Source organism: Streptomyces sp. NPDC002232 (assembly GCF_042890295.1).
Lineage (GTDB): Bacteria > Actinomycetota > Actinomycetes > Streptomycetales > Streptomycetaceae > Streptomyces.
The window spans coordinates 841,502-855,254 of the sequence record NZ_JBIARV010000002.1; the positions used below are offsets into that span (position 1 = coordinate 841,502).

Annotated in this window: 10 protein-coding genes and 2 tRNA genes; 1 reads left to right on the top strand and 11 read right to left on the bottom strand. The window is 72.6% G+C overall.

The annotated features are described in order from the left end of the window. Positions 1-47: 47 nt before the first annotated feature. The 10 genes from ACFYXU_RS10615 to ACFYXU_RS10660 form a co-directional block, all read right to left on the bottom strand. Positions 48-857 (bottom strand): arylamine N-acetyltransferase, encoded by an 810-nt coding sequence (locus ACFYXU_RS10615; protein ID WP_389457323.1) that lies wholly within the window; start codon positions 855-857, stop codon positions 48-50. Next, positions 854-2,173, bottom strand: a complete 1,320-nt coding sequence (locus ACFYXU_RS10620; protein ID WP_389457325.1) for an MFS transporter — start codon at positions 2,171-2,173, stop codon at positions 854-856. Before ACFYXU_RS10620 ends, ACFYXU_RS10615 begins: the two co-directional genes overlap by 4 nt. After that, positions 2,170-2,790, bottom strand: a complete 621-nt coding sequence (locus ACFYXU_RS10625) for a winged helix-turn-helix domain-containing protein (RefSeq protein WP_376510486.1) — start codon at positions 2,788-2,790, stop codon at positions 2,170-2,172. Before ACFYXU_RS10625 ends, ACFYXU_RS10620 begins: the two co-directional genes overlap by 4 nt. 92 nt (positions 2,791-2,882) lie before the next feature. After that, positions 2,883-5,414 (bottom strand): ComEC/Rec2 family competence protein, encoded by a 2,532-nt coding sequence (locus ACFYXU_RS10630; protein WP_389457327.1) that lies wholly within the window; start codon positions 5,412-5,414, stop codon positions 2,883-2,885. Beyond that, on the bottom strand, positions 5,411-6,463 hold the full coding sequence (locus ACFYXU_RS10635; protein WP_389457329.1) for a helix-hairpin-helix domain-containing protein: 1,053 nt from the start codon (positions 6,461-6,463) through the stop codon (positions 5,411-5,413). Before ACFYXU_RS10635 ends, ACFYXU_RS10630 begins: the two co-directional genes overlap by 4 nt. 199 nt (positions 6,464-6,662) lie before the next feature. Then, on the bottom strand, positions 6,663-7,508 hold the full coding sequence (locus ACFYXU_RS10640; RefSeq protein ID WP_329855190.1) for a DegV family protein: 846 nt from the start codon (positions 7,506-7,508) through the stop codon (positions 6,663-6,665). A gap of 97 nt (positions 7,509-7,605) precedes the next feature. Next, positions 7,606-8,358 carry a hypothetical protein gene (locus ACFYXU_RS10645; RefSeq protein WP_389407217.1) on the bottom strand — a complete coding sequence of 251 codons (753 nt, stop codon included), beginning with the start codon at positions 8,356-8,358 and terminating at the stop codon, positions 7,606-7,608. A 131-nt stretch (positions 8,359-8,489) separates the two neighbouring features. Next, positions 8,490-11,363: a leucine--tRNA ligase gene (leuS, locus tag ACFYXU_RS10650; protein WP_389407216.1), complete on the bottom strand. Its 2,874-nt coding sequence runs from the start codon at positions 11,361-11,363 to the stop codon at positions 8,490-8,492. A 308-nt stretch (positions 11,364-11,671) separates the two neighbouring features. Continuing rightward, a tRNA-Ala gene (locus ACFYXU_RS10655) sits at positions 11,672-11,744 on the bottom strand. Positions 11,745-11,816: 72 nt separating this feature from the next. After that, positions 11,817-11,889: transfer RNA gene (locus tag ACFYXU_RS10660), tRNA-Ala, on the bottom strand. A 121-nt stretch (positions 11,890-12,010) separates the two neighbouring features. On the opposite strand from ACFYXU_RS10660, the gene ACFYXU_RS10665 reads away from it, so the two are divergent. Further along, entirely contained in the window at positions 12,011-13,426 is a 1,416-nt protein-coding gene (locus ACFYXU_RS10665) for a glycosyltransferase 87 family protein (protein ID WP_389457331.1), read from the top strand. On the opposite strand, the gene ACFYXU_RS10670 is transcribed toward ACFYXU_RS10665, so the two are convergent. Then, positions 13,405-13,638: a hypothetical protein gene (locus ACFYXU_RS10670; protein WP_015033559.1), complete on the bottom strand. Its 234-nt coding sequence runs from the start codon at positions 13,636-13,638 to the stop codon at positions 13,405-13,407. The two genes, ACFYXU_RS10665 and ACFYXU_RS10670, sit on opposite strands and share 22 nt — an antisense overlap. Positions 13,639-13,753 lie beyond the last annotated feature (115 nt).

Here is a 13,753-nt window from a genome sequence, read left to right on the forward strand (position 1 = left end):
TCACCATTGAGCCGTTCGAGGCAAACGGGAGTGTCTGCGAGCAAGTGTTACCGGGAGTCCGAATTGGGGTTTCCGGTGCGCACGGACGGCAGCACGTCGAGCTCGATGCCGAAGAGCTCCCGGTACGCGGTCCTCACCTCGTCCTCGCTGCCGAGGATCCGCTCCTCGCGCTCTCCCCCGGCCCGCGTGATCAGCTTGGGCGCGCTGAGCGTGATCCGGCCCTCCTCGGTGAGCCGCGAGCAGATCAGCGACCGGGGGAAGTGCGAGTCCGGCGAGGTCTGGTGGTACCAGGCGCCCGCCGTGAAGTCGGCGAGCCGCCTGGGCCGCGGCTCCAGCCGGTACTGCGGCTTCCCGTCCCGCAGGACGTCCAGGTCTCCGTCCGCCGCCTCCACGATCCGGAAGACCCCGCCGGGGTCCACCTGGTCGTCGCGGGCGTCGAAGGCGAGCGGGTAGTGGCCGTGATCGCCGAACCCGACGTCGGCCAGCCACCGCTCCCCCTCCGCCGTCTCCACGAGCAGCGCCATGTGGTCGTACGGGATGCCCGGCGTCCCTTCCGGCCCGATCACCCTCGCCTGGAGCAGCGCGACCTCGTATCCGAGCTCCCTCAGCAGCACGGCGAACGTCGCGTTGATCTCGTAGCAGAACCCGCCCCTGCGAGCCCCGACCACCTTGTCGAGGAGCGCCTTCTCGTCCAGCACGACGGGCTCGCCGAGATGGAGGGAGAGGTTCTCGAAGGGCACGGTCCGCAGGTGGAGCAGATGCAGCTCGCGCAGCGCGGCGGCGTCCGCCCGCCCGGGCCTGCGCGCGCCGATGCGGCGCAGGTAGGCGTCGATGGTGGCGGCCTCATGTGTGGTCATACGGGCAGTCTGCCGTCCGGTGATCCGGATCTCTCGTCGGCTTCCCGGCCGGCGGGCTCCGACTCCCCCTCCCTGCGGGGAAGTTCCCGCATCCTGGCGAGCGGCGAGGGCAGCAGCCAGAGCACGGCGAGGACGGCGCCGGCGGTGGCGATCCACAGCGTGGGGCGCAGCCCGACGGCGGTGCCCAGCAGGCCTCCGGCGAACGCGCCGAGCGGACGGAACCCGTAGTTGAGGGTGCGGAACGCTCCCATGACCCTGGCCCGCACCGCGTCGGGTATCACCGCCATCTGGAACGATCCCGCGGCGACGTCCACGATCATCACCCCGAGGCAGGAGAGGAACTCCGCGACGAAGAGCACGCCCGCCACCAGGGGCAGGGGCCCGTCCGCGAGGGGCACCAGGAGCAGTGGCGCCGTGAAGCCGAGGAAGCCGGCGACGAGCGAGCGGCCGATCCCGATCCGCCGGACCACCGCCCCGCTCGCCGTCGCCCCGAGGAGACCTCCGACGGCTCCGGCCGCGAGCAGGAGACCGAGGAGGCCCGCGTCGATGCCGAGTTCGGTGGTCGCGTAGAGGACGAAGAGGGTGTGGAACATGAGGTTGAAGAACTGGACCGTGCCGGAGGCGGCGAAGAGCGCGCGCATCGAACGCTCCCGGACCACCCAGCGCAGCCCCTCGGTGAAGTGCCCCTTGGCCACGGGCGCCGGCGCGGGTTCGGCGGGCTTGATCCGGGCCAGGTAACCGGCCGAGACCAGATAGGTGACGGCGTCCGCGACCAGGGCGAACGGCGCGGTGAGGAACTGCACGAGCAGACCCCCGACACCGGGCCCCGCGAGCCAGGCCATCGAACGGCTGCCGTTGACCAGCGAGTTCGCCTGGACGTACTGGTCGGTGGGGACGAGCGCGACGAACAGCGTGGTGTTGCAGACCTCGAAGAGGACGGTGAGGGCGCCGATCCCGAAGGCCACGGCGTACAGCTGCCCGAGCGTGAGCGCGTCCATCGCGTAGGCGACGGGGAGGGTGAGCACCAGGGCCGCCCGCCCGATGTCGGCGGCGATCATGGCGCGTCTCCGGTTGGCCTGCCGGTCGGCCCAGGCGCCGAGCGGCAGGTTGAACAACAGGGCGGGGAGCAGTTCGGCGGTCTTGAGCAGGCCCATCGCGGCGGCGTCCGCGCCGAGGGCGAGGACGGCCGCGAGCGGGATCGCGATGAGCGAGATCTGGTCCCCGGCGAGCGAGATGGTCTGCCCGGTCCAGTACCGGCGGAAGGTGCGCTCGCGCAGCAGCGCCGGTACGCGTTCCACGAGGGCCATCTCGCTCACTCCTCTTCGTTGTCGGGGATGTCCTGGTCCAGGTAGGCGATCCGCAGGATGCTGACGGGGCGTGCGCCCTCCGGCCTGAGGGACGGGTCGGACGTGCGCGCCTCGTAGGGCCGGAGCAGTTCTTCGATGCCGCGACCGAGGCCGGCCAGCTCCTCGGGGGTGAGGTGGAGCAGGGTGTCGCCGAACTCCTCGGCCTCCCGCCACTCCCTCGGCAGCCGGTGCCGGTTCTCCATGGCCCGGGTGACCCGCTCGAAGTAGCGCTCGGCGACGGCGGTGCTGAGCGCGTCGGCCGCCTCGGCGACGGCCGCGTCCTCGCTGTACTCGGGCCACTCCGTGTAGCGGGCCGTGGCCTGCCAGGGCTTCTCCCGTCCCCGTCCGCCGGGCGCCTCCTCCACGAGCCCGTACTTGGCGAGTATCCGCAGGTGGTAGGAGCAGCTGGCGACGGATTCGCCGGTCAGTTCGGCGGCCCGGGTGGCGGTGAAGGGTCCACTGCTGCGCAGCAGCCCGACCAGCGACATCCGCAACGGATGGGCGTAGGCCCGCAGGGCGCGCGGGTCGGTGAGCCGGATACTGCGGGGCTGGTCGCCCCCGGACTGCGGTGCGCTCGTCTCGGGCATGATGAAAAGCTATCTTTAGAAAGACTCCTTTACAAGGACTTCTTTACAAGGATCTCGTTCCTCCCTCTCCCGCACTCCTCACCCGTCACCCCTCACCCCCCTCCCGGTACGGCCACGAGCCCGCGCCCCGCTCCCGTCACCGCCACCGCTCCGTCCCGGTCGGTCCGCAGCACCCGCGCACCGCCCGCGCGCAACGCCTCCAGCGTCCGGGGCGAGGGATGGCCGTACGGGTTGTCGCGTCCGGTCGACACCAGCGCGAGCCTCGGCCGCACGAGCCGTATCAGGCCCGGGTCCTGGTGCGCCGAACCGTGATGGGCGACCTTGAGGACGTCCACCGGCCCCAGCTCGGGATGGGCCCGCGCCAACGCCTGCTGAGCAGGCGGCTCCAGGTCTCCGAGCAGCAGCAGACTCAGCCCTCCCCCGGTGCGCACGAGCAGGGTGACACTCGCGTCGTTGGGCCCCTCGACGATCCGCTCGGCGCCACCCCACGGCCACAGCACCCGCCACTCCAGTGCTCCGATCCTCCGCCGCTCACCCGCCCCCGCCCGGACCAGCGGCACGCCGGCCGCGGCGGCCGTCCGCCGCACGAACGCCGCCTGGGAAGGCGGTTCTTCGAGCCCCGTGACCTGGATCGCCCCCACCTCCCGGCCCCTCAGCACCCCGGGGAGTCCGGCCACATGGTCCGCGTGGAAGTGGGTGAGGACCAGCAACGGCACTCTTCGCACCCCGAGTTCACGCAGGCATCGGTCCACCGGCGCGGGATCGGGGCCCGCGTCCACCACGACGGCGGAGTCCCCGCCCGCGGCGAGCACCGTCGCGTCCCCCTGGCCCACCTGACACATCGCGAACACCCAGCCGGGCGGCGGCCAGCCCGTCACCCACCGGGTCAGCGGCACCGGCCGCACCACCGCGAGCAGCAGCAGCCCGGCGGCGACCGCGCCGACCACGCCCCGGTACGGCAGCCTCCGCGCCCCGAGGACCACCAGCACCGTGAGCAGCGCCAGGGCGAGACCGCCCCACCACCCGCCGGGCCAGGCGACCTCGGCCCCCGGCAGGCCCGCGCCGGTACGGGCCACCCGGGCGATCCACCCGACCGGCCAGCCCGCCACCCGTGCGAGGCCCTCGGCGGCGGGCATCCACACGGCCGCCAGGGCGAGCGTGGCGAACCCGCAGACCGTCGCCGGCGCCACCGCGAGCTCCGCCAGGAGGTTCGCCGGTACGGAGACGAGACTCACCCGGGCGGCGAACACCGCCACGACCGGCGCACACACCGCCTGCGCCGCCAGAGCCGCACCCAGCGCCTCGGCCCACCGACCGGGGACCCCTCGGCGCCGCAAGGCGTCGCTCCAGCGTGGGGCGATCGTCAGCAGCGCCCCGGTCGCCAGCACCGAGAGCAGGAACCCGTAACTGCGCGCCAGCCAGGGGTCGTAGAGCACCAGGAGAAGTACGGCGGCCGCCAGCGCCGGGATCAGCGATCTCCTGCGTCCGGTCCCGATCGCGAGCAGGGCCACCAGCCCGCAGGCCGCCGCGCGCAGCACGCTCGGATCGGGGCGGCAGACGATCACGAAGGCGAGCGTCAGCCCTCCCCCGGTCACCGCGGTGACCCGCAGCGAGAGTCCCAGCCTCGGCGCGAGCCCGCCCCGCTCCACCTGGTGCGCCCTCCCGGGCCGTCCGATGAGCAGGAGCAGGACGATGGTGAGGTTGCTCCCGGACACCGCCAAGAGATGCGTCAGGTCCGTCGCCTCGAACGCCTCCCGCAGCTCGGGGCCGACCCGCGAGGTGTCCCCGACGACCAGTCCCGGCAGCAGGGCACGCGCGTCCGGATCGAGTCCCTCGGTCGCCCTCCGCAGCCCGGCGCGGAGCTCCCCCGCCGTCCGTTGTGCCGCGCTCGGCTGTCCCACGATCCGCGGCGGTCCGGCTCCGTCGACCTTGAGCACCGCCGCGAAGGGCTCGCCGGGCCGCAGCGGCGGGGCGAGCCTGCCACCCACCCGTAGCCGGGTGGTGGGCAGGAGCCGCAGCCATACGTCCCGTCCCTCCCCCGAGGGCACGATCAGGAGGACCGGCGTCCGGGTCCGGTGCACCGAACCGTCCGACCGCTCGACCAGGGTCACCTCTCCGTCCAGGAGGATCGCAACCGGCGCGGTCGCGTTCCCCCGGACCTTGGGCCGGGTGAGCCGGGGATCGGAGGTGACCGCGACCTCCAGCCGGGCCCGCGCGTACTCCCGCGCCAGCTCCGGCACCGGCCCGCGCCGGAGATCCGCCGCGTGCAGGCCCGCCGAGGCGGCACCGGCCGCCGCGCAGAGCAGGACCCCGGCCCACGCGGTCGCCCGCAACCGCCACCCGGCCGCGCTCCCCGGCACGATGCCGCCGGGGCCGTCGGCCGGGTCGCCCGGGTCTCCTCGTCCCCGGGCCCGTCCCCGCGCCAACAGGATCAGGGCCGTCCCCACGCACCCTCCGACGCCGGCCGCCGTCCACCACCCGGTGGCGCCCACGGCCCAGGCCGCAGCCGCCCAGGCCGCGGCCGCGAGCGGAACGAGCCGGAGATCGGCCGGCCCCTCCCGCCGGTCCCACGCCTTCGCATCGCTCTCCTCTGGCGTCCCGCCGACGGCCTCCTCGCGCTTCACGGCCGGACCAGCGGTTCGAGATCGGCAAACCTGCGCTCTCCGATGCCGTCGACCTCGCGCAGCTCTCCGACCGACCGAAAGCCTCCGTGCTCCGTCCGGTGGTCGACGATGTGCTGCGCCAGGACGGGGCCGACACCCGGGAGTCCGTCTAGCTGCTCCGCCGTGGCCGTGCTGAGGCTCAGGGGCACCCCTGGCGCACCGCCCCCGGCACCGCCGCCCGCGCCGGAGCCGCCCGGCGCCACTCCCGGCGCCCCGAGCATCCCGACCAGGACCTGCTCGCCGTCGAACAGCACGCGGGCCCTGTTGACCCCGGTGAGGTCCGCGCCCGGCTCCGCCCCGCCCGCCGCACGCAGTGCGTCCGCCACGCGCGAGCCCGCCGGCAGGGTCAGTACCCCGGGCCTGCGCACCTTGCCGCCGATGTCCACGACGACCCTCGCCCCGGAGGAAGCGCCCGCACCCTGCCCTCCCGCCACCACCGAACCGGATCCGGAACGGGACCCGCCGGCGGACTCCGGCACGGGCACGGCGGGCTCGGGAGCCACGGGTGCCGCGGCGCGGACGAGTTCGGGGGCACGCACCGGCTCGGGCCTGCCGGTCAAGAAGTACGCACCCGCGAGGACCGCCGCGACGAGCAGGACCACGGTGAGCGCACCCAAAGTCCTCGGCTCCAGACCGCACCTGGTCTGCACCCACACCGGGGTCCGGTCGCGGAACACCGCAGCCAGCCGCTCCCGCACCCCTGGCCGGGAATCCTGATCCGGCACCTCCAGGACCAACGGCACACGCACCGGGGACGGCTCAAGCAGAGCAGACGCCGCAAGCGGCGACTCCGGACTCCCCGACGGAAACAGTGCCTCCGCCCGTCCCCGCACACCCCCTCCCGACGCCATCACGGCCCCGCCGCCCCGGGCCCGCCCGTGAGGCGAGCCGCGTCCCGCGGGCCGACCGCGCCCGTCCGAACCGGGCGCCCGCCCGGGTCCGCTCGTCGGGCCGCCCGCCGTGCGCGAGGTCCTGTGGGTGGTCGATGCGATGCGTGTACGAAGAGTCATGTCCGTGACGTTATGAGTCACGCAAGGCCCGTGCGGAGCTCAGCCGTCATCCGTGGACGGACCCGGCCCTGTGGAAAACTCCCTCACCCCCAAGAGGGACGGCCCACGGCATGCCCGACCCTCAGCCAGGACGGCCCAGGGCCTGCGCCAGGATGTCCGGGACCTCCAGGACCTCCGGGACCTCCAGGACCGCGCGCCCTCAGTGCGGCGACACGACGACCGCGAGCAGCCCCGGCCCCGTATGGGCACCGATGACCGCCCCCACCTCGCTGACCTGGAGCTGCTCGACTCCCGGCAGACGCTCGCGGAGCCGGTCGGCGAGCGCGGCGGCCCGCTCCGGGGCGGAGAGGTGGTGCACGGCGATGTCGACGGAACCGGAGCCGACGCGCTCCACGGCGATCTCCTCCAGGCGCGCGATCGCCTTCGAGGCCGTCCGTACCTTCTCCCGCAGTTCGATCCGCCCGCCGTCGAGTTCGAGGAGCGGCTTGACCGCCAGCGCGGAGCCGAGCAGCGCCTGGGCCGCGCCGATGCGTCCGCCCCTGCGCAGGTAGTCGAGGGTGTCGACGTAGAAGTAGGCGGAGGTGCCCGAGGCCCGCTTCTCGGCCGCGGCGACCGCCTCGTCGAGTGAACCGTCCGCCTCGGCGACCTGGGCCGCGGCGAGCGCGCAGAAGCCCAGCGCCATGCCGACCATGCGGGTGTCCACCACGCGGACCGGCACGGGGGCGTCCTTCGCCGCGAGCACGGCGGCGTCGTAGGTCCCGGAGACCTCGGCGGACAGGTGCAGCGAGACGACGCCCCGCGCTCCGGCGGCGGCGGCCTCGCGGTAGGCCTCGGCGAAGACCTCGGGGCTCGGCCGGGAGGTGGTGACGGGCCGGCGCTTCTGCAGGGCCTCGGCCAGGGCCTTCGCCGAGATCTCGGTGCCCTCTTCGAGGGCGCGGTCGCCGATGACGACGGTCAGCGGGACCGTGGTGATCGCGTGCCGCTCCCTCGTCTGGCGTGGCAGATAGGCCGTGGAATCGGTGACGATCGCGACATGCCGGGACATGAGCGGGAGGTTACCCGTCGAGGCCTTCGCACGGCAGCCCGGCCCCCCACCGGACGCGCCTTCGAGCGGTACCACGCCGACGCGTGGGGCGGCCGGGTCAGGTGGTGGTCTCGGGGCGGGCCGACTTCTCCCAGGGGTACGCGGTGCGGCGCGGGTCGGGCGCGGTGATGGCGGACGGCTCTCCCCCGCCTCCCGGACGGGCCTGGCCAGTGGGCCGGGCGGGCTGTCCCCAGCCCTCGGCGGTCGCCGGGTCCGGCGCCCCGGCACCGGCCGTGCGGGTCGCCGCCCCCGGCGTGCCCTCCGGTTCCGTCCAGTGGCGCAGGGCGCCCGCCTCGACGTCGATCTGGGCGCTGAGCGCGGACAGGTCGTCCTCGGCGAACCTCAGTGCCCGGTCGCGGGCGGCGCGGCGCAGCGCGTCGGCCGAGCCGGTGATCCGCGCGGTCCGCGCGGCGAGTTCGGGCAGCTGTCCGGACACCCACGCCCGGTCGGGCTCGCGCTCCAGGCGCTTGAGGTCCGCGTCGAGCTCGAGGCCATGGGCGCTGAGCCGGTGGAACAGGTCGAGGGACTCCTTGAGTGAGGCGTCCTCGCCGACGCCCGCCTGGAGCGCCTCCTGCGTGGCGCGCATCGAGGTGCGCAGCGAGAGCCGCAGCCGGGCCAGCTCTCCTGCGGCTCCGACCTGGCCGACGCTCTTGGCCCGCAGCGTGGTGTCCTCGACCGTGCGCCGAGCCTGGTCGAGGGTGCGGTCGACCCCGCGCTTGGCGGCCTTCGCGACCTTCACGGTGACGAACACCCCGAGGGCCACGAAGGACAAGAAGAGCAGGGCCATGATCGTGATAATCGTGGCTTCCATGTGTGCCCCTCCGGCCTCGACTGTTGTTCCTCCACGGTAAACGGAAGGGGCAGGCCGACGGTTCCCTTCGAACCCTCAACCTGCCCCCAGCCTTCCCCTAGGGGAAGGCGCGGACCGTCGTCGTCCCGGTGTCAGCCGGCGACGATGTTGACCAGCTTCGGCGCGCGCACGATCACCTTGCGGATCTGCGCGTCGCCCAGCGCCGCGACCACGTGCGGGTCGGCCAGCGCCAGCGTCTCCAGCTCGGCGTCCGTGATCGACGGCGAGACCTCCAGGCGGGCCTTGACCTTGCCCTTGATCTGCACGACGCAGGTCACGGTCTCGTCGACGACGTACGCCGGGTCGGCGACCGGGAAGTCCTGGTGGACGACCGACTCGGTGTGGCCCAGGCGGCGCCACAGCTCCTCGGCGATGTGCGGGGCCAGCGGGGCGACCAGCAGCACCAGCTGCTCGGCGACCGGCCGGGAGATCGCGCCACCGGACTTGGTCAGGTGGTTGTTCAGCTCGGTGATCTTGGCGATGGCGGTGTTGAAGCGCATCGCCGCCATGTCCTGGGAGACGCCGTCGATCGCCTTGTGCAGGGCGCGCAGCGTGTCGTCGTCGGCCGCCGTGTCGACGACCGTGACCTCGCCGGTCGCCTCGTCGACGATGTTGCGCCACAGGCGCTGGAGCAGGCGGTACTGGCCGACCACCGCGCGCGTGTCCCAGGGGCGCGAGACGTCCAGCGGGCCCATCGCCATCTCGTACAGGCGCAGGGTGTCGGCGCCGTACTCGGAGCAGATCTCGTCGGGCGTGACCGCGTTCTTCAGCGACTTGCCCATCTTGCCCAGGACGCGGCTGACCTTCTCGCCCTGGTACCAGAAGCCGCCGTCCCGCTCCTCGACCTCGGCGGCCGGGACGGCGATGCCGCGCGCGTCCCGGTAGACGAAGGCCTGGATCATGCCCTGGTTGTACAGCTTGTGGAACGGCTCGGCCGAGGAGATGTGGCCCAGGTCGAACAGCATCTTCGACCAGAAGCGCGCGTACAGCAGGTGCAGCACGGCGTGCTCGGCGCCGCCGACGTACAGGTCGACACCGCCGGTCGGCATGCCCTCGCGGGGGCCCATCCAGTACTGCTCGACGGCCGGGTCGACCAGCTTCTCGGCGTTGTGCGGGTCCAGGTAGCGCAGCTCGTACCAGCAGGAGCCGGCCCAGTTGGGCATGGTGTTGGTCTCGCGCCGGTAGCGGCGCGGGCCGGAGCCGTCGCCCAGGTCCAGGGTGACGTTGACCCAGTCCTCGTTGCGGGACAGCGGGGTCTCCGGCTGGGTGTCCGCGTCGTCGGGGTCGAAGGTGCGCGGCGAGTAGTCCTCGACCTCCGGCAGCTCCAGGGGCAGCATCGACTCGGGCAGCGAGTGGGCGACGCCGTCCTCGTCGTAGACGATCGGGAAGGGCTCGCCCCAGTACCGCTGGCGGCTGAACAGCCAGTCGCGCAGACGGAAGTTGACGGTGCCCTCGCCGATGCCCCGGTCGGACAGCCAGGCGGTGATCTTCGCCTTGGCTTCGACGACGCCCAGGCCGTCCAGGGAGATCTCGTCGTTCGCCGAGCCGACCAGCTTCGCCTCGTAGGAGGAGAAGGCGTCGTCCCAGGTCGACGGGTCGGTGCCGCGGTCGTCGCTGGGCTGGACGACGCAGCGCATCGGCAGCTCGAAGGCGCGCGCGAAGGCGAAGTCGCGGCTGTCATGCGCCGGGACGGCCATGATCGCGCCGGTGCCGTAGCCCATCAGGACGTAGTCGGCGATGAAGACGGGGACCCGCGCGCCGCTGACCGGGTTGGTCGCGTACGCGCCGGTGAAGACGCCGGTCTTGTCCTTGGCCTCGGCCTGGCGCTCGACGTCGGACTTGGAGGCGGCCTGCTTGCGGTAGGCGTCGACGGCCTCGGAGGGGGTGGCGTGACCGCCGGTCCACACCTCGTGGGTGCCCTCGGGCCAGGCGGCCGGGACGATCTTCTCGACGAGGTCGTGCTCGGGCGCCAGGACCATGTAGGTGGCGCCGAACAGCGTGTCCTGCCGGGTGGTGAAGACGGTGATGGCTCCGGTGTCGCCGACCTGGAAGTCGACGCGGGCGCCCTCGGAGCGGCCGATCCAGTTCCGCTGCTGCAGCTTGATGGCCTCGGGCCAGTCCAGCGCGTCCAGGTCGTCCAGCAGGCGGTCCGCGTAGGCGGTGATGCGCATGTTCCACTGGCGCAGCTTGGCCTTGAAGACGGGGAAGTTGCCGCGCTCGGAGCGGCCGTCGGCGGTGACCTCCTCGTTGGCCAGGACGGTGCCCAGGCCGGGGCACCAGTTGACGGGCGCGTCGGAGGCGTACGCCAGGCGGTACTCGCCCAGGACGTCGGAGCGCTCGGCGGCGCTCAGCTCGCTCCACGCGCGCGTGCCGGGGACCTCACGCGTGCCGTTCTCGAACTGCTCGATCAGCTCGGCGATCGGCTTGGCCTTGGCGGCCTCGTCGTCGTACCAGGAGTTGAAGATCTGCAGGAAGATCCACTGGGTCCACTTGTAGTAGTCCGGGTCGATCGTGGCGAACGACCGGCGCTTGTCGTGGCCCAGGCCCAGCCGGCGCAGCTGGACCTTCATGTTCTCCATGTTGGCCTCGGTGGACACGCGGGGGTGCGTGCCCGTCTGCACGGCGTACTGCTCGGCCGGCAGGCCGAAGGCGTCGAAGCCCAGGGTGTGCAGCACGTTGTGGCCGGTCATGCGCGCGTGGCGGGCGAAGACGTCCGTGGCGATGTAGCCGAGCGGGTGGCCGACGTGCAGGCCCGCACCCGAGGGGTACGGGAACATGTCCATGATGAACTTCTTGGGCAGGGCGGCGACCGCGGGGTCGCCCGCCAGGTCACCGGTGGGGTTCGGCGCCTCGTAGGTGCCCTCGGCGTCCCAGAAGTCCTGCCAGCGTGCCTCGATGTCGGCGGCCATGGCCGACGTGTAGCGATGAGGGGCCGCCGTCTCGGCGGCCGTCGTGATCTCGGTCATGGTCCTTGATGCTCCATCGATCGTCTCTGCCCACTGCCACGAACTGCCCGAAATGAAAAATCCCCTCGCACAGGAGGGGATGCCGCGCCGACTCCGACGGGATGTCTGTCATCCGTCGGGACTGGTCAGCGCGGCTCGGTAAGCAGGAGGCGTACGGCACGCATGGCGCCAGGGTACCGCAGGGCCCGAGCGGGCCGCACCGGCGTTCCACGGAGCGGAAACGGAGCGGAAGCGGTGTCGGAGGTGGCGGGGGCGACCGGTGAAACGACGAATCCCGCCCCCACCAGGGGGACGGGATTCGGTGATTGTGGAGCTAAGGAGAATTGAACTCCTGACCTCCTGCATGCCATGCAGGCGCTCTACCAACTGAGCTATAGCCCCGTACGCGGGAATGTTCTGATTTCCGCAGAACCGGCGCGAGCCATCCGATTCGGATGGCTCAGTTCCGTTCTGTGGAGCTAAGGAGAATTGAACTCCTGACCTCCTGCATGCCATGCAGGCGCTCTACCAACTGAGCTATAGCCCCTCGAGTGTCGTCCCGGCTTCGATCTCGCTCGCGGCGACGGACAGAACAGTAACGGCCCGCGCGCCGGATCGCCAAATCGGTTTCCCCGCCCCGCGCGGGCCCCCGGGTAGGGTCGCCGACTGTGTCCGTCTCCGTGCTCTCCAAAACCCGCGCCCGGCCGTGGCCCCTGGCCACCGCCGCGGCGGTCTGTCTGCTGTCGTTCGCGGCCTTCTGGGTGGCGCAACGCCTCGCCCACGTGAACATGCTCGACGTGATGGTCTACCGGGCCGAGGGCGAGACGGTCCGGGCGGGCGGCGATCTGTACGCGATGCGCGCGACCTCGGCGAACCTCGGGATGACCTACCCGCCGTTCGCGGCCCTGCTGTTCGTCCCGCTGACCCTGGTCGGCGTCCCCCTGATGCGCACCCTCACCACCGCGGGGAACCTGCTCCTGGTGGTCGCGCTGGTGCAGCTGTCGCTCCAGCTGGTCCGCCCCTCGCTGTCCCGTACGGACCTGTGGCGCACGACGCTCTGGGTCGCCGCCGTCGTGGTCTGGTGCGAGCCGGTGTGGACGACCCTGCGGTACGGCCAGATCAACCTGCTCATCGCGGTCGCGGTGCTCTGGGACCTCACCCGGCGCGAGGGGAGCCGCTGGGCCGGTCTCGGCATCGGCCTGGCGACCGCGGTGAAGCTCACACCCGGACTCTTCGTCGTCCTGCTGCTCGCCGCGGGTCTGCTGCTGTGGCGCCGGGACCGGGCGATGAACCAGTGGCTGCGCACGGCGCTGACGGCGACCGGGGTGTTCCTCGCGACGACGCTGGCCGTGGCGGTCGCACTGCCGGCGGACTCGAAGCGGTTCTGGACGGAGACCCTGTTCGAGACCGGCCGGGTCGGCTTCGCCGAGGAGACCGCCAACCAGTCGATCCGCGGGGTGCTGGCCCGGCTGATGCACACGGACGACCCGGGCATGTGGTGGGCGGTGGCGGCCGCCGTCCTGGGCGGCGCCGCGATGGTGCTCGCGATACGGGCGGCGGTGCGCGGCGACAAGGCGGTGGCCGTGATCGTCTGCGCGGTCACGGCCCTGATGATCAGCCCGATCTCGTGGTCTCACCACTGGGTCTGGTGCGTGCCGCTGCTGATCCTTCTCGCGGACCGCTCCACGCGCGCGTGGCCGGTGACGGGAGCCGTGGCACTGGCCTTCGCCTCGTTCGCGCTGTGGTGGGTCCCGCACGACCCGGGCCGCCCCGAACTGGACCAGAACGCGGGGCAGATGCTGCTCTCGGCGATCTACCCGCTGACGGCGACGGCGCTGCTCGTGGGCTACGCGCTGACGCTGCGGAACACCGGCCGCCCGAAGGGCCCCGGCCAGAACGAGGCAAGCGGGTCCACGGCACCGGAGCTCGGACCGGACGAGGCACACGGGTCCACCGCACCCGAGCCCGGACCGGACGAGGCACACGGGGCCACGACCCGGGAGCCCGGACGGGACGAAGCGCGCCCGGTCGTGGCGCGGGGCGCCGGACCGGGCGAGACGCGTCAGGCCGTGGCGAAGGAGTAGAACCGCTTGAGGGTGCAGTGCTCGTCGAGGAGCCGGCCGTAGATCGGCTCCCCCTCGAGCTCGCGGTACGTCTCGATGGGATCGCCTTTTATGATCAGCGCCCGCGCGCACTCCTCGCACCAGTACTGGAACCCGGGGTTGACGGGATCCATGTCGCGCACGATGGGCGTGCCGCTGCCGCACCAGTCGCACTTCCGCCTGTGTGCACCCATCAATCAGCTCCAGCTGTGGCCGCAGGCCGTGCACCCATAGGACACCCTGCCGTGGTCGCCGAGCACTTGGGTCACCCTCCCGTCCGGATCCTGTCCCCCTCCGGCCGTCCGATTC

Coding starts and splice junctions, on each gene's coding strand:
- ACFYXU_RS10615 (WP_389457323.1), bottom strand. CDS start 857: ATGACCACACATGAGGCCGCCACCATCGACGCCTACCTGCGCCGCATC.
- ACFYXU_RS10625 (WP_376510486.1), bottom strand. CDS start 2,790: ATGCCCGAGACGAGCGCACCGCAGTCCGGGGGCGACCAGCCCCGCAGT.
- ACFYXU_RS10635 (WP_389457329.1), bottom strand. CDS start 6,463: ATGACTCTTCGTACACGCATCGCATCGACCACCCACAGGACCTCGCGC.
- ACFYXU_RS10640 (WP_329855190.1), bottom strand. CDS start 7,508: ATGTCCCGGCATGTCGCGATCGTCACCGATTCCACGGCCTATCTGCCA.
- ACFYXU_RS10645 (WP_389407217.1), bottom strand. CDS start 8,358: ATGGAAGCCACGATTATCACGATCATGGCCCTGCTCTTCTTGTCCTTC.
- leuS (WP_389407216.1), bottom strand. CDS start 11,363: ATGACCGAGATCACGACGGCCGCCGAGACGGCGGCCCCTCATCGCTAC.
- ACFYXU_RS10670 (WP_015033559.1), bottom strand. CDS start 13,638: ATGGGTGCACACAGGCGGAAGTGCGACTGGTGCGGCAGCGGCACGCCC.